At 65.4% G+C, this 16,102-nt stretch carries 17 protein-coding genes; 6 read left to right on the top strand and 11 right to left on the bottom strand.

The genetic code is table 11. The features are described 5' to 3' along the window. Positions 1–165: 165 nt before the first annotated feature. Positions 166–858, bottom strand: a complete 693-nt coding sequence (locus ABIB24_RS06115; protein WP_274078333.1) for a pseudouridine synthase — start codon at positions 856–858, stop codon at positions 166–168. 9 nt (positions 859–867) lie between these two features. Next, positions 868–1,080, bottom strand: coding sequence for a cysteine-rich CWC family protein (locus ABIB24_RS06110; protein ID WP_274078334.1), 213 nt, complete (start codon positions 1,078–1,080; stop codon positions 868–870). Between the two features lie 143 nt (positions 1,081–1,223). On the opposite strand from ABIB24_RS06110, the gene ABIB24_RS06105 reads away from it, so the two are divergent. Then, positions 1,224–1,676, top strand: coding sequence for a hypothetical protein (locus ABIB24_RS06105; RefSeq protein WP_025340441.1), 453 nt, complete (start codon positions 1,224–1,226; stop codon positions 1,674–1,676). Positions 1,677–1,806: 130 nt separating this feature from the next. Here the strand turns inward: ABIB24_RS06105 and dspII are convergent, their stop codons facing one another. Next, positions 1,807–2,913, bottom strand: coding sequence for an enoyl-CoA hydratase/isomerase DspII (gene dspII / locus ABIB24_RS06100; protein WP_025340440.1), 1,107 nt, complete (start codon positions 2,911–2,913; stop codon positions 1,807–1,809). A 126-nt stretch (positions 2,914–3,039) separates the two neighbouring features. On the opposite strand from dspII, the gene ung reads away from it, so the two are divergent. Then, the gene (gene ung / locus ABIB24_RS06095; RefSeq protein WP_075046180.1) at positions 3,040–3,732 is read left to right on the top strand and encodes a uracil-DNA glycosylase; all 693 of its coding nucleotides are present in this window, start codon (positions 3,040–3,042) and stop codon (positions 3,730–3,732) included. 120 nt (positions 3,733–3,852) lie between these two features. On the opposite strand, the gene ABIB24_RS06090 is transcribed toward ung, so the two are convergent. The 5 genes from ABIB24_RS06090 to ABIB24_RS06070 all read right to left on the bottom strand — a co-directional run bounded on the left by ABIB24_RS06090 (position 3,853) and on the right by ABIB24_RS06070 (position 9,370). Continuing rightward, positions 3,853–4,884 (bottom strand): AbrB family transcriptional regulator, encoded by a 1,032-nt coding sequence (locus tag ABIB24_RS06090; RefSeq protein WP_085614237.1) that lies wholly within the window; start codon positions 4,882–4,884, stop codon positions 3,853–3,855. Then, on the bottom strand, positions 4,877–6,391 hold the full coding sequence (locus ABIB24_RS06085; RefSeq protein WP_025340437.1) for a tripartite tricarboxylate transporter permease: 1,515 nt from the start codon (positions 6,389–6,391) through the stop codon (positions 4,877–4,879). Before ABIB24_RS06085 ends, ABIB24_RS06090 begins: the two co-directional genes overlap by 8 nt. A gap of 3 nt (positions 6,392–6,394) precedes the next feature. Beyond that, complete coding sequence (locus tag ABIB24_RS06080; RefSeq protein WP_274078335.1) at positions 6,395–6,853, bottom strand: tripartite tricarboxylate transporter TctB family protein; 459 nt, start codon at positions 6,851–6,853, stop codon at positions 6,395–6,397. A 200-nt stretch (positions 6,854–7,053) separates the two neighbouring features. Continuing rightward, positions 7,054–8,034: a Bug family tripartite tricarboxylate transporter substrate binding protein gene (locus ABIB24_RS06075; protein WP_274120330.1), complete on the bottom strand. Its 981-nt coding sequence runs from the start codon at positions 8,032–8,034 to the stop codon at positions 7,054–7,056. 46 nt (positions 8,035–8,080) lie between these two features. Next, positions 8,081–9,370, bottom strand: a complete 1,290-nt coding sequence (locus tag ABIB24_RS06070; protein ID WP_025340434.1) for an OprD family porin — start codon at positions 9,368–9,370, stop codon at positions 8,081–8,083. Positions 9,371–9,569: 199 nt separating this feature from the next. Here ABIB24_RS06070 and tctD point away from each other — a divergent pair, with 199 nt between their 5' ends. After that, positions 9,570–10,241, top strand: coding sequence for a two-component system response regulator TctD (tctD, locus tag ABIB24_RS06065; protein WP_025340433.1), 672 nt, complete (start codon positions 9,570–9,572; stop codon positions 10,239–10,241). After that, positions 10,234–11,613: a two-component system sensor histidine kinase TctE gene (gene tctE / locus ABIB24_RS06060; protein ID WP_025340432.1), complete on the top strand. Its 1,380-nt coding sequence runs from the start codon at positions 10,234–10,236 to the stop codon at positions 11,611–11,613. Before tctD ends, tctE begins: the two co-directional genes overlap by 8 nt. A gap of 127 nt (positions 11,614–11,740) precedes the next feature. Here tctE and ABIB24_RS06055 read toward each other — a convergent pair whose 3' ends face one another. Both ABIB24_RS06055 and ygfZ read right to left on the bottom strand, forming a co-directional pair. Continuing rightward, positions 11,741–12,547, bottom strand: coding sequence for an HDOD domain-containing protein (locus tag ABIB24_RS06055; protein ID WP_015271603.1), 807 nt, complete (start codon positions 12,545–12,547; stop codon positions 11,741–11,743). Between the two features lie 55 nt (positions 12,548–12,602). Then, a complete protein-coding gene (gene ygfZ, locus ABIB24_RS06050; RefSeq protein WP_025340430.1) occupies positions 12,603–13,544 on the bottom strand; it encodes a CAF17-like 4Fe-4S cluster assembly/insertion protein YgfZ in 942 nt (313 codons plus the stop codon). Positions 13,545–13,677: 133 nt separating this feature from the next. Here ygfZ and ABIB24_RS06045 point away from each other — a divergent pair, with 133 nt between their 5' ends. After that, on the top strand, positions 13,678–13,932 hold the full coding sequence (locus ABIB24_RS06045; RefSeq protein ID WP_003252043.1) for an FAD assembly factor SdhE: 255 nt from the start codon (positions 13,678–13,680) through the stop codon (positions 13,930–13,932). Then, complete coding sequence (locus tag ABIB24_RS06040; RefSeq protein WP_100412747.1) at positions 13,916–14,380, top strand: protein YgfX; 465 nt, start codon at positions 13,916–13,918, stop codon at positions 14,378–14,380. Before ABIB24_RS06045 ends, ABIB24_RS06040 begins: the two co-directional genes overlap by 17 nt. An 82-nt stretch (positions 14,381–14,462) precedes the next feature. On the opposite strand, the gene nadB is transcribed toward ABIB24_RS06040, so the two are convergent. Further along, the gene (gene nadB, locus ABIB24_RS06035) at positions 14,463–16,067 is read right to left on the bottom strand and encodes an L-aspartate oxidase (protein ID WP_075046174.1); all 1,605 of its coding nucleotides are present in this window, start codon (positions 16,065–16,067) and stop codon (positions 14,463–14,465) included. Positions 16,068–16,102 lie beyond the last annotated feature (35 nt).

Genomic DNA, 16,102 nt, shown 5'->3' with positions numbered 1-16,102 from the left:
GGGGAAAATGTGACTTTTGTCGCTGAGCGGTCGTATGACGACCCTGATCTGTCTGTTCCGGCCTCTTCGCGGGCTCGCCCGCTCCCACAGGTACACCACAGGCCTCCGGGCTGGTGTGATCCCTGTGGGAGCGGGCGAGCCCGCGAAGAGGCCGGTACAGGCTGATTAGACCGTCGCTATTTCATCCGCCGTCAGCTCACGAAACGCCCCTGGCGCCAACCGCGGGTCCAGCCGGATCGCCCCCATGCTCTCCCGATGCAACCCCACCACCTTGTTGTCGAAATGGCCGAACATGCGCTTCACCTGGTGATAGCGCCCTTCGACGATCGCCAGCCGCGCCTGGCGCGGCCCGAGGATGTCCAGTTGGGCGGGCAGGGTGGTGAGGTCTTCGAAGGCGAAGTAGAAGCCCTCCAGGAACTTGGCCACATAGTGCTCGCCAATCTCGTCCTCGGTTTCCACCAGGTAGTGCTTGGGCAGCTTGGTCGTGGGCTGGGTAAGCCGCCGTGACCATTGGCCATCGTTGGTCAGGATCATCAGGCCGGTGGTGTTGAAGTCCAGGCGCCCGGCAATGTGCAGGTCCTCACGCAACGCGGCTGGCAGCAGGTCGAGCACGGTGCGGTGTTGCGGATCCTGAGTGGCGCTGACGCAGCCAGCGGGCTTGTGCAGCATCAGGTAGCGCGCCGGGCGGCCAGCCTGCAGCAGCTGGTCGTCCAGCTCCACGCGGCTGAATTCACGCACCTCGGCCAGCGGGTCGCTGACCACCTGGCCATCCAACCGCACACGGCGTTGCGCCAGCATCAGACGGACTTGCTGGCGGTTGTGGCTGGGCAGGTTGGCGAGGAAACGGTCGAGGCGCATTGCAAACGGTCAGTCGGAGGCGGGGGAGCGAAGTTGTTCTTCGACGGCGGCGCAGCGCGGGCACAGGCAGGCTTTGTCGCGTAGCGCGGCGGGCAAGGCCTCGAGCACGGCAGGGTCGATGGTCACGCTGTAACACCAGCAGGCCTGGGTGGCCCGGCGCGGGTCGGCCAGGCTGCACTGGTTGAGGGCGCCACAAGCGGGGCAGTGCTGGTTGTCGGGCATGGCTGCCGCTCACCTGTATCAAATTGTTGCAGAAATGGCACTGCACCTTGGCGGCACTGTCTTATTCAATGTCGATGATCGCATTTCGCATCGATGCTCGCCAGCGCCGCTGTTCGGGCACTCCAGCGGTCCAGGAGGCCGCCATGTCCTATCGAATCCTGTTGATCGCCCTGCTGGGGCTGATGACTTCCGCCTGCGTTCCGTACTACGAGAGCGGGGGCTATTACCGGTCGGACCACTACTATTCCGACCGTTATGTGTCACCGGATTATTACCGCTATGACCGCTATTACGTAACGCCGCAACAGCGCTATTACTACCAGCCGGCGCCGCGCTACTACTACCGCTCGGCGCCTGCGCCTCACTACCGGTCTCATCCACAGCCGGGGATGAAGCAGTGGCATGGCAACCCACGCTATGACTATGGCAACCGCCAGCGGTATGACTATGGGCGCGACCGGGACCGTCATGATTATCGCGGTGGCAGCCAGCGTTACCAGCAGAATGACCGTTGGCACTCCAACGGGCGGGGGGATGGTGACCGGCGCGGGGACGGGCGGCGTGGGCATGGGCAAGGAGGGAACTGGCAGCGGTAGTTGAATTGAAAATCGCGGGCGCGTTGCGCCCCTTTCGCGACGCAAGGCCGCTCCCACAGGGGACCGCGATCCGCTTGTAGGAGCGGCCTTGTGTCGCGATGGGCTGCAAGGCAGCCCCAGCTTCTCGAAACTACCCGAGATCCGCCAGCGGATGCCGCCCCTCCCACACCTTGGCAAAATGCGCCTCCACCACCGCCGCCGGCACTTGCGCCACATCGGGCCAGTGCCAGTGCGGCTGGTTGTCCTTGTCCAGTAAGCGCGCACGCACGCCTTCGCTGAATTCCGGGTGGCGGCAGCAGTTCAGGCTCATGCTGTACTCCATCTGAAACACCTGCGCCAACGACAGGTGCCGTGCCCGGCGGATCTGTTCCCACACCAGGTGTGCGGTCAGCGGGCAACCTTCATGCAACCGTTGGCCGGCATCTGCCAGCAGCGGGTCGTCGTGGTGCTTGAGCCCCTCCAGCGCACGCCAGGCGGCGGCTGCGTCGGCCACATCGAGCAACTGATCGATCACCTGTCGTCGCGGCAGCCACTGGGCCTCGGGCAACTCGGCGCAGGCGCGGTGCTGTTCGGCCTTGAGCAGGCTGTTCAGTTGCAGGGCAGTTTGTTCCTGCCAGTTCAGTTGCAGCAGTTCTTCGATCAGCGCCTCTTGCTGGTACTCACCCAGAAAGCGGTCGGCCAGGCCCAGGTCCAAGGCGTCATGAGCATTGATCGGCGCGCCTGTCAGGCCGAGGAACAACCCCAGCTTGCCCGGCAGGCGGGCAAGGAACCAGCTGGCGCCCACGTCCGGGTACAGGCCGATGCTGATTTCCGGCATTGCCAGCCGACTGCTGGGGGTGACGATACGTACATTGGCGCCCTGCAGCAGGCCCATGCCGCCGCCCAGCACATGCCCGTGCCCCCAGCACAGCAGCGGCTTGGGATAGGTGTGCAGGGCAAAGTCCAGGCGATATTCGGCGGCGAAGAAGGTGGCGGCCAGCGGGGGGACGCTGCCGGGGTGGTCGCGGCAGGCTTGCACCAGCGCACGCACATCACCGCCGGCGCAGAAGGCCTTTGCACCGTTGCCGCGCAGCAGCACGCAGACGATCCCGGGGTCGCGAGCCCAGGCGTGCAACTGTTCGCCCAATACCTCGATCATCGGCAGGTTCAGGGCATTGAGCGCCTTGGGCGCATCCAGGGTGGCGATGCCGATGCGGGCGCCATCGGCGCCGGTGAGTACCTCGCAATGAATGGTCATGGACTACCTCGCGCAAGTCATCGGACAAGTATGGCTTGCCTGGCCGAACATGCCGGTCGTCGGTCGGATCGTTTGACAAGCGGGAAGGGCTTACCTAGTGTCGCGCCATTGTTTATGGAAGGCCCCATGACTGACGACGATCGCATCAAACTCGAACCCAGCTGGAAGGCCGCCTTGCGCGCCGAATTCGACCAGCCCTACATGCATCAGCTGCGCGAGTTCCTGCGCGGCGAGTACGCCGCCGGCAAAGAGATCTACCCGCCAGGGCCGTTGATCTTCAATGCGCTCAACTCGACGCCGCTGGACCAGGTGAAGGTGGTCATCCTCGGCCAGGACCCGTACCACGGGCCGGGCCAGGCGCATGGCCTGTGCTTCTCGGTGCAGCCTGGCGTGGCCACGCCACCGTCGCTGGTCAACATCTACAAGGAGCTGCAGCGCGACCTGAACATCCCGATTGCCAACCATGGCTACCTGCAGAGCTGGGCCGAGCAGGGCGTGCTGTTGCTCAACACGACCATGACCGTGGAGCGCGCCAATGCCGCGTCGCATGCCAAGAAGGGCTGGGAGTTCTTTACCGACCGGGTCATCCAGGTGGTCAGCGAGCAGTGCCCGAACGTGGTGTTCCTGCTGTGGGGCTCGCATGCGCAAAGCAAGCAGAAGCTGATCGACGGGACCAAGCACCTGGTGCTGAAGTCGGTGCATCCATCGCCGTTGTCGGCTTACCGTGGGTTCCTGGGGTGCGGGCATTTCAGCCGGGCCAACAGTTTCCTCCAGCAGCGCGGGCTGGCGCCGATCAACTGGGCGTTGCCGCCGCTGTGATCACCTGAAAGAACGCGTCGCCTGCTTCGCGGGTGAACCCGCTCCCACAGGTACCGCACTACCCTCAGGGCTTGTGTGGTCCCTGTAGGAGCGGGTTTACCCGCGAAGAGGCCGTCACAGTCATTCCGGGGTTGCGTTCCACACCCGGAACAACGGCTCTGCCAGAAACAGCACGAACAACAAGCGCATCACCTGCAGCGCCGTCACCAGCGGCACCGACAGTTGCAGGGTCTCTGCCGTCAGGCTCATCTCGGCAATTCCGCCCGGCATCATCCCCAATGTCAGCGAGCGCAGATCCAGCGCGGTCATGACGCTCAATACCCAAGCGGCGCTGCCGGCAATCGCCATGCACAACGCCGTGGCCACCAGGGTACGCCCCAGGAACGACGGTGCGCGGCGGAAGAACGCGCGGTTGAAGTGGCAGGCCAGGCCACTGCCGATCAACCACTGGCCGATCTGGCTGGCGCCATTGGGCAGGGTTATCTGCAGGTTGCCCGCCAGGCTCACGGTGGCTGCCACCAGCAATGGCCCGAACAGCCACGGGTTGGGCTGGCGCAAGCGCTGCCAGAGCAAGGCGACGGCAACGCCCAGCGGCGCAATCAGCGCCAGCCAGCCCCAGCTCACACTGCCGGTGTGATTCAGCGGTACTCCGTCACCCAGCAGGAACTTGAACAGCGCCGGCACGCACAGTACCACCGCCAGCACGCGCAGGCTCTGCGCCGCCGCTACCTGGCTGAGCACCGCGCCGTTGCGCGCGCCAAGGTTGACCATCTCCCCCGAACCGCCCGGCATGCTGGCAAAGAACGCCGTGGCACGGTCTTCACCGGTGCGCCGCAACAGCCATACGCTGATCACGCTGGACAGGGTGGTGAACAGCGCGCCGAAGAAGATCAGTGCGAAATGGCTGGCCACCTGCTCGATCACCGCCGGGGTGAAGTGCAGGCCGATACCGATGCCGATGATCCACTGCCCGCATTTGCGACCATTGGGGATTTCCGGCAGCTGCCAGGGTGTCAGGCAGCGCACCAGGATGATCGCCAGCAACGAGCCGACCATCCACGGCAAAGGCCAGCCGACCTTGCTGGCGGCAAAACCGCCAGCGAGGCCGACCAGCCCGGTCGCGACAAACAACGGCAACGAGCGATCAGGCATCGGCCATCGCCCGGCGCTGCTGGCTGCGTTTGCGCCAGATGCGCAGCAGCGGCAGGGTCAGCATGCAAATGGTCAGTACCCATACCGACATGCTGATCGGGCTCGACCAGAGGATGCCCAGTTCGCCGTTGGAGATCGACAGCGCCCGGCGCAGGTTCTGCTCCATCAGCCCACCGAGGATGAAGCCGAGCAGGATCGGCGACAGCGGGAAGTCCAGCTTGCGCAGGATATAGCCCATGATGCCGATGCCGACCATCAGGAACAGGTCGAAGGTGGTGGCATGCACGGCGTACACCCCGATCCCCGTGATGATGGCGATCACCGGCACCAGCGCCCAGTTCGGCACGGCGAGGATGCGGGTGAAGATGCGGATCATCGGGATGTTGAGGATCACCAGCATGATGTTGGCGATGAACAGCGAGGCGATCAGGCCCCAGACGATGTCTGGCTGCTGTTCGAACAGCAGTGGGCCCGGGGTGATGTTGTACAAGGTAAGAGCGCCGATCATCACCGCGGTGGTGCCCGAGCCGGGTACGCCCAGGGTCAGCATCGGTACCAGGGCGCCACAGCAGGAGGCACCGATGGCGGTTTCCGGGGCGGCCAGGCCGCGGGCGTCGCCCTTGCCGAACTTGCCCTTGTCACCTGCCAGGCGTTTTTCGGTCATGTAGGCCACGGCGCTGGCCAGTGTTGCACCGGCGCCAGGCAGCACACCCATGATGAAGCCCAGCAGGCCGCAGCGGATGTTGACCACGAACACCGAGGCCGCTTCCTTGAAGTTGAACAGCATGCGCCCGGTGGCCTTGACTGCCTGGTGGCCATGGTGGGTCTTTTCCAGCAGCAGGAGGATTTCGCTGATGGAGAACAGGCCCAGCACCAGCACCACGAACTGGATGCCGTCGGCCAGATGCACGCTGTCGCCGGTGAAACGGTACACGCCACTGTTGGCATCGATGCCGACTGCCGACAGGAACAGGCCGATCAGTGCGGCAATGAAGGTTTTCAGCGGCTTGTCGCCGGCCATGCCACCGAGGGCGACGATGGCGAACACCATCAGCACGAAGTACTCCGCCGGGCCGAAGGCGATTGCCCATTTCGCCAGCAGCGGGGCGAACAGCACCATGCCGCAGGTGGCGATCAGCGCACCGATGAACGAACTCCAGGCCGACAGCGACAGCGCTACGCCAGCCAGGCCATTGCGGGCCATCGGGTAGCCATCGAGGGTGGTCATCACGGTCGAGGCTTCGCCGGGGATGTTCAGCAGGATCGAACTGATGCGCCCACCGTATTCACAGCCCAGGTACACCGCCGCCAGCAGGATCAGCGCCGACTCCGGCGGCAGGCCGAGGGCGAAGGCGATGGGGATCAGCAAGGCCACGCCGTTGATCGGGCCCAGGCCCGGCAGCAGGCCGACCACGGTGCCGATCAGCGTGCCGGAGAGGGCGGTGACCAGGTTGTAGGGGGACAGGGCGACGCCGAAGCCCTGGCCCAGGTAGCTCAAGGTATCCATGTGTCAGTTCTCCAGTACGCTCAGCAGGCCAAGGGGCAGGGGCACGTCCATCACGCGGTCGAACAGCCAGTAGAGGAACAGGCTCATGCCCACCACCACGATGGCGCTGTGCAGCCAGCGGCCGCCGTACAGGCGGGCCATGGGCACGCCGACCAGAATGGCGCTGAGGATGAAGCCCAGGGCTTCGAAGGTGCTGGCGAAAACGATCAGCAGGCCGACGCAGGCGGTGATCTTGATCAGGGTTTCGCGGTCCAGTTCCGGTTCGTCGTCCTTGCGCACGATGGGCGTGGGGCGGAACACCAGGTACAGCAGGCCCAGGCCAAGCAGGCCGAGCATCAACAGCGGGTAGGCGCGCGGGCCCACCGGTTCATAGGAAAACGCCGCCTGGTAAGGCCAGGCCATCACGGCCAGGGTGGCGCACACCGCCAGCAGGGCCAGGGCGAAGATGCGTTGCAGGATCATGAAGGAATCCTCGTTGGGATCGCTCAAGCGAGATGCAAATCCTGTGGGAGCGGCCTTGCGTCGCGATCGGGCGCGAAGCGGCCGCAAAACCTGCCACTGCGATCTGTCTGAAGCATCGCATCGGCTGAGACAGGGGCCGCTGTGCGGCCCATCGCGACACAAGGCCGCTCCCACAGGGATTGTGGTAACTCCGGCCAGTGTTACTGGATCAGGCCAAACTCCCTGGCCAGTGCCTTGTAGTCAGCCACTTGCTTCTTCACATAGCCGTCCAGCTCTGCACCGGTCATGGCGAAGGGGAACAGTTCGCGCTGGTCACGCAGCTTGGCGAAGTCTTCCGAGGCCAGCATCTTGTCGAATGACTGTTTCCACCAGGCGTAGTCCTCGTCGCTCACCTTTGGCCCCAGGTAGAAACCGCGTACCACCGGCCAGACGATGTCGTAGCCCTGCTCCTTGGCGGTGGGGATTTCTTTCATCTCGGGCTCGTCCAGGCGGTTTTCCGAGAACACCGCGAGGATGCGCATGTTGCCGCTCTGAATGTGCGGCATGGAGTCGGAGATGTCGGTCGAGCCTACCTGGATATGCCCGCCCAGCAACGCCGTGGCGATTTCGCCACCGCCTTCCAGGGCCACGTAGCGCAGGTCACGCGGGTTGATACCGGCGGCCTTGGCGATCAGGGCGGTCTGCATCCAGTCCTGGCTGCCGACCGTACCGCCGGAGCCGATCACCACCTTGCTCGGGTCTTTCTTCAACGCCGCGACCAGGTCGTCGAGGGTCTTGTAGGGCGAGTCGCTTTTCACTGCGATGGCGCCGTAGCTGGTGCCGACGGCGGCCAGCCATTTCACCGCGTTTTCGTCAAAGCGGCCGAACTTGCCCTGGGCCAGGTTCAGCAGCGAGCCGCTGGACCAGGCCACCAGGGTGCCGGCATCGGCCGGGCGTTGGGCGACCACGGCGTTGTAGGCCACCGCGCCGACACCGCCGGGCATGTAGGTGACGCGCATCGGCTTGGTGAGGATCTTTTCCTGCACCAGGGCGCTCTGCACCAGTTTGCAGGTCAGGTCGAAGCCGCCGCCGGGCGAGGCGGGGGCAATGCATTCGGGGCGTTTCGGTTCGGCAGCGAGGGCGTTGCCGGCCAACAGCAGGCAGCCGGTAGCGAGGACGAGGCGGCGCAGTGAAAAGGTCATCGTCTATCTCCGTGAGCGTTGTTGTTATCAAGTTATCGCTATGGGGTTACCACAGCGCCACGCTGTAGCTCACCAGCAGCCGCACCTCGTCCGCGTCGCGGGCGAAGTTGGAGCGGAAGGTGGCGTTGCGCAGGCGCACGGCGACGTTCTTCAACGGGCCGCTTTGTACCACGTACTTCAGTTCGGTGTTGCGCTCCCACTCCTTGCCCTCGCCACCGGCCGCGCGGCTGACGTTGTCGCCGCTGATGTAGCGGGTCATGAAGGTCAGGCCGGGCACGCCGAGTGCGGCGAAGTTGTAGTCGTAGCGCGCCTGCCAGGAGCGCTCGTCGGCACCGGCGAAGTCGTTGATCTGGACGAAGTTGACCAGGTACGGGTCGGCACCATCGACGTACGGGAAGGCGCTGTCGCCGGACAGCTGCTGCCAGGCGGCGCTGACCTTGTGCCCGCCCAGGGCGTAGCTGAGCATGCCGTTGACGGTGGTGTTGTCGATGTTGCCGGCCTTGGCGGCGCCGGCGTCGTCACTCACCGCCAGGCGCAGGTCGGCGCCGAAGGTGCCCGGGCCCCATGGCTGGGTGGCGACCATGCCGATGAAGTGCTGGCGGTAGATATCGTCGAGCTGGGCAAAGTGGTAGCTGCCGGTGATGCGATCGGTGAACTGGTAGTCGAGGCCGGCCAGGTCCAGGTTGTCGGCGCTGAACGAGCCACCGAAGCGGCCGTTCTTGTTGTTCAGGGCCAGGTCTTCCCAGTTGGTATCGTTGCGGTCCTTGGCCTTGTCCAGTCGGCCGCCGGTGAAGGTCAGGCCCTTGACCTCCTTCGAGGTGAGCAGGCCGCCTTCGAAGGTTTGCGGCAGGATGCGCCCATCGTTGGGCTGTAGGGTTGGCAGTTCGGGGATCAGCGTGCCGATCTTCAGTTCGGTCTGCGACACCTTCACCTTGCCGGTCAGGCCGAGCTTGGAGTACTCGTCGGCGGCCTTGCCGTCATCGTGGGTCGGCAGCAGGCCGGTGTCGGTGCGGTCGGGGCTGGAGTCGAGCTTGATGCCGAGCATGCCCAGCGCATCCAGGCCGAAGCCCACGGTGCCATCGGTGTAGCCAGACTCGAAGTTGAGCATGAAGCCCTGGGCCCACTCGTCGCGCTTGGATTGCTGCGCACTGGTGCCGTCGCGGAAGTCGCGGTTGAAGTACATGTTGCGGGTTTCGAAGGTGGCCGTGCTGTCTTCGAAGAAGGCGGCCTGGCTCATCGGGGCGACACCGGCAAGCGCAAGGGCGCTGGCGATGGCGGAGGGGCGTGCGGCAAAGGAACGGGTAGGCGCGAACGCCTGCGGCTGCGATGACAGCATCACTGATGGCTCCGTTTATTGTTCTTATTCGTTGCACCTTGCTGGTGCTTTTTTCGGCGCGAAGGGCGACCGTGGTGCGATGCTAGGTAACCAACCTTTCGCTAACCTTTCAGCGTGAAAGGTTTGTCGACAGGGCTTCACAGGCCTGCCGACAGCGGTACACTCCGCGCCACCGTCCCACCCGAGCAGGGAGAATCCGATGCGTGTGCTGCTGGTCGAAGACCACCTGCAACTGGCCGAAAGCGTGGCCCAGGCCTTGAAAAGCCATGGCCTGACCGTGGATGTGCTGCATGACGGCGTGGCCGCCGACCTGGCCCTGGCCAGCGAGGAATACGCCGTGGCCGTGCTGGATGTCGGCTTGCCGCGCATGGACGGCTTCGAGGTGCTGGCGCGCCTGCGCGGCCGTGGCAAGACCCTGCCGGTGCTGATGCTGACCGCGCGCAGTGACGTCAAGGACCGGGTCCACGGCCTGAACCTGGGCGCCGACGACTACCTGGCCAAGCCGTTCGAGCTGACCGAACTGGAAGCACGGGTCAAGGCCCTGCTGCGGCGCAGCGTGCTCGGTGGCGAGCGCCAGCAACGCTGCGGGCCGCTGGTGTACGATCTGGACACCCGGCGCTTCGCCCTGGGTGGCGAAAACCTGACCCTGACCTCGCGCGAACAGAGCGTACTGGAAGCGCTGATCGCCCGACCGGGCCGGGTGATGAGCAAGGAGCAACTGGCCGCCCAGGTGTTCGGCCTGGACGAAGAAGCCAGCCCCGACGCCATCGAAATCTACATCCACCGCCTGCGCAAGAAGCTCGACGGCCACCCGGTGGCCATCGTCACCTTCCGTGGCCTTGGCTACCTGCTCGAGCACCGCGATGCGTGACAACGGCAGCCTGCGCGGGCGCTTGCTCGGCAACCTGGCCTTGCTGCTGGTGGTGCTGATGCTGGCCAGTGGCCTGAGCGCCTACTGGAACGGCCGCGAGGCCGCCGATACCGCCTACGACCGGACCCTGCTGGCCTCGGCGCGGACCATTGCCGCAGGCCTGTCCCAGCGTGACGGCTCGCTGAGCGCAGATGTGCCCTACGTGGCCCTGGACACCTTCGCCTACGACAGTGCCGGGCGCATCTACTACCAGGTGCTGGACATCCAGCAGCGGCTGATTTCCGGCTACGAGAACCTGCCAGCGCCGCCGCCGGGCACACCGCGTACCGACGATTACCCGGCGCTGGCGCGGTTCTACAACGCCACCTACCTGGGCCAGGATGTGCGCGTTGTCAGCCTGCTGAAGCCGGTGAGCGAGCCGAACATGAACGGCATGGCGGAAATCCGTGTGGCCGAGACCGAGGAAGCGCGGGTGCGCATGGCCCGTGGCCTGATGGCCGATACCCTGCTGCGCCTGGGGATGCTGGCGCTGGGCGCGCTGGTGATGGTGTGGTTTGCCGTGAGTGCCGCGTTGCGGCCGCTGGAGCGCCTGCGCACGGCGGTGGAAGAACGCCAGCCGGACGACCTGCGGGCCTTGCCGGTGGTGCAGGTGCAGCGTGAGCTAGGCCCACTGGTGCGGGCTTTGAACCATTTCACCGAGCGATTGCGCGGCCAGTTCGAGCGCCAGGCGCAGTTCATCGCCGACGCCGCCCATGAGTTGCGTACGCCACTGGCCGCGCTGAAGGCACGTGTCGAGCTGGGCTTGCGTTCGGCCGAGCCGCAGGAGTGGCGGCAGACACTGGAGTCCGCGGCCCAGGGCACTGACCGCCTGACCCACCTGGCCAACCAGCTACTGTCGCTGGCGCGGGTCGAGAACGGTGCGCGGGCGATTGCCGAAGGCGGGGCGCAGCGCCTGGACCTGAGCCAGTTGGCTCGTGAGCTGGGCATGGCCATGGCACCGCTGGCGCACAAACGCGGGGTGGCGCTGGCCCTGGAGGCCGAGGCGCCGGTGTGGCTGAAGGGTGAGCCGACGCTGCTCAACGAGTTGTTGAGCAACCTGGTGGACAATGCCTTGGCGCATACGCCGGCTGGCGGCAACGTGATCTTGCGGGTGCTGGCGCCGGCGGTGCTTGAGGTGGAGGACGACGGGCCGGGGATTCCCGAGGCCGAGCGTGAGCGGGTGTTCGAGCGCTTCTACCGGCGCAGTGCGCAGGGCAGTGGGCTTGGCTTGGCGATTGTCGGCGAGATCTGCCGGGCGCACCTGGCGCAGGTGAGCCTGCATGACGGTGCGAAGGGCGGGTTGCGGGTGCGGGTGAGTTTTATCGCGGATTGATGTGTGGCCTGTACCGGCCCTTTCGCGGGTGAACCCGCTCCCACAGTGACCGCGCCGCTGCTGAAGGCTGCGCTATACCTGTGGGAGCGGGTTTACCCGCGAAGAGGCCGGCACAGGCTGACACCGGTCAGCGCAACATGCTCCGCGCCTCGATCAGTTCACCCACTTCAAGCTCGGTGCCGTACGGCAGGCCCAGGTGGCGGTATGCCGGTAGTGCTGCCAGCGGCCGGTGGCGCCCGCGCTGGCTGATGCAGCGGGCGATCTGCACGATGTCGATGTAGTCGATCTTGTCAGTCTGCCGGTCCAGGTCCTGCACCTGGCTCGGCAGGTTGACCAGTTGCTCCGGAAATTCCCAGGCCTTGAGGATCTTGTCGCCCAGCACCGGCTGGATCTGCTCGATCACATAATGCAGGCACACCGGGTCGGACAGCAGTTCGTTGTGCTCTTCGGCATAGATCAGCACCGGCAGTGCGCCAATCTGGTTGACCAGCCCGCCGAGGGTGGCCTGGTCGGGCTTGAGCTGTGTAAAGCGGCGGCAGATTTCGTAGCTGATGCCCGCCACATCCAGGCTGTTGGCCCAGATATCACGTAACTTCTGCTCCACTGCCGGCGCCCGGGCGTGGAAAATCTGCTCGATCACCAGGCCAATGGCCAGGTTGCAGCTGTAGTTGATGCCCAGCCGCGTGATGGCGGTGTGCAGGTCGGTGACCTCGACCGCCGCGCGCAGCAGCGGGCTGTTGACGACCTTGATCAGGCGCGCTGAAAGGGCCGCATCGCGACCGATCACCTTGCTCAGGGCCGCTACGCTGATTTCGCTGTCTTCCGCCGCCTCGCGGATGCTCAAGGCAACCTCGGGCAGGGTCGGCAGGACCAGGTCATCCTTTTCGATGGCATCGAGCAACTGTGCTTGAACCATCTCGGCCAGCTTGTTCATGGGCGTGTCTACCGCAGTGGTGGTGCGGCCCCGCCACGTAGGCGGGGCAGGCTGGTCAACGCTGGATTTCCCGGTCGCGGTCCAGTTCGTAGGGCAGGGTCAGCACCTGCAGGCGTGGGCCTTCCAGGCTGCCCAGGTGCAGGTTGTCGTCTTCCACCGCTTCGGCGCTGAGCACGGCGAGCAGTTCGCAGCCTGTGCCGTTGCTGGCAGCAATGACCACTTCACCGACCGACGAACCATGGGTGGGCGAGAAGATCTCGGCGCCCGGGGCCGGAATGGCCTGCTGGTCCAGTGCCAGACGGTACTGGCGGCGCTTGAGCTTGCCCAGGTACTGCATGCGGGCAACGATTTCCTGACCGGTGTAACAGCCCTTCTTGAAGCTGACGCCGTCGACGGCCTGCAGGTTGATCATCTGCGGGATGAACAGCTCGCGGGTCGGCCCCATTACCTGGCCGATCCCGGCGCGAATCTGCCCCAGCAGCCAGTCGCCGAGGCTACCTTCGGGCAGTGCGGCGGCCAGCGCCTGGCGAACGCTGTCGGCTTTGTCTGCCGGTACCCACAGCTCCACGCGGCCAGCGGACACGGCAATGGCGATCAACCCGTCGTGGCGCACGGTGCTGCCAGCTGCCGCAGGCACATCGAGCCCCAGGGCCTGCAGCGCCGCATCGCCGCCTTGCAGGCCGAAGCGTGCCCAGGCAGCGCTTTCATCGGTCAGCGTCGCCTTGGAGAACACGGCGTACTTCTTGAGGTCGGCCAGCTGGGCGTCGAGCAGCTCGCTGGCCATGGCCAGCAGGTAGCCGTTGCCTTCGGGCAGGATGCGGAAACTCGACTGCATGCGCCCCTTGACCATGCAGCGGGCGCCGAGGCTGGCGTGTTCCGGGCTGAGGTAGTTGATGTTGCAGGTCAGCTGGCCTTGCAGGAACTTGCCTGCATCGGAGCCGCGGACGGCGAGGATGCCCTCGTGGGACAGGGGGCAGAAGAAAGCGGAATCGGCCATGGGTCATCGCGGTGGCTAAAGACTGGCGGCCATCATAGAACGCCGGTAACAAAATAGGTAGGTGACTAGACCAACGCCCGGTGTCGCTTCGCTCGCCTGGCTGTATACTGGCGGGCCATTCGAGGAGGGCCCCATGGTCGAACAAACTGAACTCAACCGGCTTTTCTGGCACAGCCGCCGCGGCATGCTGGAACTGGACGTGCTGTTGGTGCCTTTCACCCAGGAAGTCTACCCCACGCTCAACGAAACCGACCGCGAACTCTACGTGCGTCTGTTGAGCTGCGAGGATCAGGACATGTTCGGCTGGTTCATGGAGCGCACCGAGTCCGAAGACCCGGAGCTGCAGCGCATGGTTCGCATCATCCTGGACCGTGTCCAGCCCAAGTGAGTGCTTCGAGTGCCGCTGGCAAGGCTCGCGCCTGCTGCTGGCGGCCTACCTGGGGTGCCAGGTACTGGCGTGGTTCGCCGTATGGGCGAGCCCGCTGCCCGGGTGGTCGGCCCTTGCTGTTGTCGCCGCCTGTATTGCCCACGCTGGCTGGGCCATTCCCCGACGTATTCTGCTGACGCATGAGCATGCCGTTGTTGGCCTGCGCCGTGATGTGCGCGGCTGGCAGGTGTTCAGCCGTGCCCGTGGCTGGCAGCCGGTGCGCTTGTGCCGGGACAGCGTGGCGTTACCGGCGCTGGTGGTATTGCGCTTTGTGCGGGCGGGGCGCTGGTTGGGGGAGAGCCAATGCGTGCCACGGGATGCGCTGGGGGCTGATGAGCACAGGCGCTTGCGGGTGCGGTTGAAATTCAGCCGGCGCAGGTGGGCAGGGGTTGGGGCGAGTCAGGGCTGACAGGTGTTCGTCGTGGCGGCTTCAGCGCCTGCGAGATCGAGCGCCGCGCGGGCGGCGCTCGATCTCGCAGGCGCCACAACTTTCAGATCGGGCTGAGAATGGTGTCCTTGGCCTCGTCCAGCATCCCCGGGTAATCCAGGGTGTAATGCAGTCCGCGGCTTTCCTTGCGCTGCATGGCCGACAGGATCATCAACTCGGCCACCTGCGCCAGGTTGCGCAATTCGATCAGGTCGCGGCTGACCTTGTAGTTGCTGTAGAACTCGTCGATTTCGTCCAGCAGCAGGCGAATGCGGTGCTGCGCTCGCTGCAGGCGCTTGCTGGTGCGCACGATGCCGACGTAGTCCCACATGAAGCGCCGCAGTTCGTCCCAGTTGTGCGCAATGATCACGTCCTCGTCCGAGTCGGTGACCTGGCTGGCGTCCCAGCCGGGCAGGGCCTTGGGCATGACCACTTCATCCAGGTGCGCCTGGATGTCGGCCGCGGCGGCACGGCCATAGACGAAGCACTCCAGCAGCGAATTGCTGGCCATGCGGTTGGCACCGTGCAGGCCGGTGAAGCTGGTTTCACCTATGGCATAAAGGCCCGGCACGTCGGTATGGCCGCGGTCGTCGACCATCACTCCGCCGCAGGTGTAGTGCGCCGCAGGTACTACCGGGATCGGCTGGCGGGTGATGTCGATGCCGAAGGCCAGGCAGCGCTCGTACACGGTGGGGAAGTGGCTCTTGATGAAGTCGGCCGGCTTGTGGGTGATGTCCAGGTACACGCAGTCCACACCCAGGCGCTTCATCTCGTGGTCGATGGCGCGGGCCACGATGTCGCGCGGGGCCAGTTCTTCGCGGGGGTCGAAGCGTGGCATGAAACGCTCGCCATTGGGCAGGCGCAGCAGGGCACCTTCGCCGCGCAGGGCTTCGGTGACCAGGAAACTCTTGGCCTGCGGGTGGTACAGGCAAGTCGGGTGGAACTGGTTGAACTCCAGGTTCGCCACCCGGCAACCGGCCCGCCAGGCCATGGCGATGCCGTCGCCGCAGGCACCATCGGGGTTGCTGGTATACAGGTAGACCTTGGCCGCGCCGCCAGTGGCCAGCACGGTGAAACGCGCACCGAAGGTGTCCACCTCGCCGGTGTTGCGGTCGAGCACATAGGCACCCAGGCAGCGCTCGCCGGGCAGGCCAAGGCGACGTTCGGTAATCAGGTCGACCGCCACGCGCTGCTCCAGCAGCTGGATATTCGGGCGTTTGCGGGCCTGCTCCAGCAGCGTGGTGAAGATGGCTGCGCCGGTGGCGTCGGCGGCATGGATGATGCGCCGGTGGCTATGGCCGCCTTCGCGGGTCAGGTGGAACTCGAAGCCACCGTCGTCGACGCTGTAATGCTCGTCGCGGGTAAAGGGCACGCCTTGCTCGATCAGCCACTCGATGGCTTCGCGGCTGTGCTCGACGGTAAAGCGCACAGCTTCTTCATGGCACAGGCCGCCGCCGGCATTGAGGGTGTCCTCGACATGCGACTGCACGGTATCGGTATTGTCCAGCACTGCCGCGACACCGCCCTGGGCCCAGAAGGTCGAGCCGTTGGCCAGGTCGCCCTTGCTGAGCACGGCGACTCGCAGGTGGCTGGGGAGGTTCAGTGCCAGGCTGAGACCGGCGGCACCGCTGCCGATCACCAGGACATCATGTTGGAATTGTTGGCTCATGTCGGGACACTAGTATTCTTTGGAAGGGGCGCGGC

This window comes from Pseudomonas sp. UYEF17 (assembly GCF_040546125.1).
Lineage (GTDB): Bacteria > Pseudomonadota > Gammaproteobacteria > Pseudomonadales > Pseudomonadaceae > Aquipseudomonas > Aquipseudomonas putida_Z.
The sequence above is the reverse complement of the archived record's forward strand: the minus strand, read 5'-3'. Positions and strand labels throughout refer to the sequence as shown.

Bases quoted from the DNA above. Each gene is read 5' to 3' on its own strand.
- ABIB24_RS06115 (WP_274078333.1), bottom strand. From the start codon at position 858: ATGCGCCTCGACCGTTTCCTCGCCAACCTGCCCAGCCACAACCGCCAG.
- ABIB24_RS06110 (WP_274078334.1), bottom strand. From the start codon at position 1,080: ATGCCCGACAACCAGCACTGCCCCGCTTGTGGCGCCCTCAACCAGTGC.
- ABIB24_RS06105 (WP_025340441.1), top strand. From the start codon at position 1,224: ATGTCCTATCGAATCCTGTTGATCGCCCTGCTGGGGCTGATGACTTCC.
- dspII (WP_025340440.1), bottom strand. From the start codon at position 2,913: ATGACCATTCATTGCGAGGTACTCACCGGCGCCGATGGCGCCCGCATC.
- ung (WP_075046180.1), top strand. From the start codon at position 3,040: ATGACTGACGACGATCGCATCAAACTCGAACCCAGCTGGAAGGCCGCC.
- ABIB24_RS06090 (WP_085614237.1), bottom strand. From the start codon at position 4,884: ATGCCTGATCGCTCGTTGCCGTTGTTTGTCGCGACCGGGCTGGTCGGC.
- ABIB24_RS06085 (WP_025340437.1), bottom strand. From the start codon at position 6,391: ATGGATACCTTGAGCTACCTGGGCCAGGGCTTCGGCGTCGCCCTGTCC.
- ABIB24_RS06080 (WP_274078335.1), bottom strand. From the start codon at position 6,853: ATGATCCTGCAACGCATCTTCGCCCTGGCCCTGCTGGCGGTGTGCGCC.
- ABIB24_RS06075 (WP_274120330.1), bottom strand. From the start codon at position 8,034: ATGACCTTTTCACTGCGCCGCCTCGTCCTCGCTACCGGCTGCCTGCTG.
- ABIB24_RS06070 (WP_025340434.1), bottom strand. From the start codon at position 9,370: ATGCTGTCATCGCAGCCGCAGGCGTTCGCGCCTACCCGTTCCTTTGCC.
- tctD (WP_025340433.1), top strand. From the start codon at position 9,570: ATGCGTGTGCTGCTGGTCGAAGACCACCTGCAACTGGCCGAAAGCGTG.
- tctE (WP_025340432.1), top strand. From the start codon at position 10,234: ATGCGTGACAACGGCAGCCTGCGCGGGCGCTTGCTCGGCAACCTGGCC.
- ABIB24_RS06055 (WP_015271603.1), bottom strand. From the start codon at position 12,547: ATGAACAAGCTGGCCGAGATGGTTCAAGCACAGTTGCTCGATGCCATC.
- ygfZ (WP_025340430.1), bottom strand. From the start codon at position 13,544: ATGGCCGATTCCGCTTTCTTCTGCCCCCTGTCCCACGAGGGCATCCTC.
- ABIB24_RS06045 (WP_003252043.1), top strand. From the start codon at position 13,678: ATGGTCGAACAAACTGAACTCAACCGGCTTTTCTGGCACAGCCGCCGC.
- nadB (WP_075046174.1), bottom strand. From the start codon at position 16,067: ATGAGCCAACAATTCCAACATGATGTCCTGGTGATCGGCAGCGGTGCC.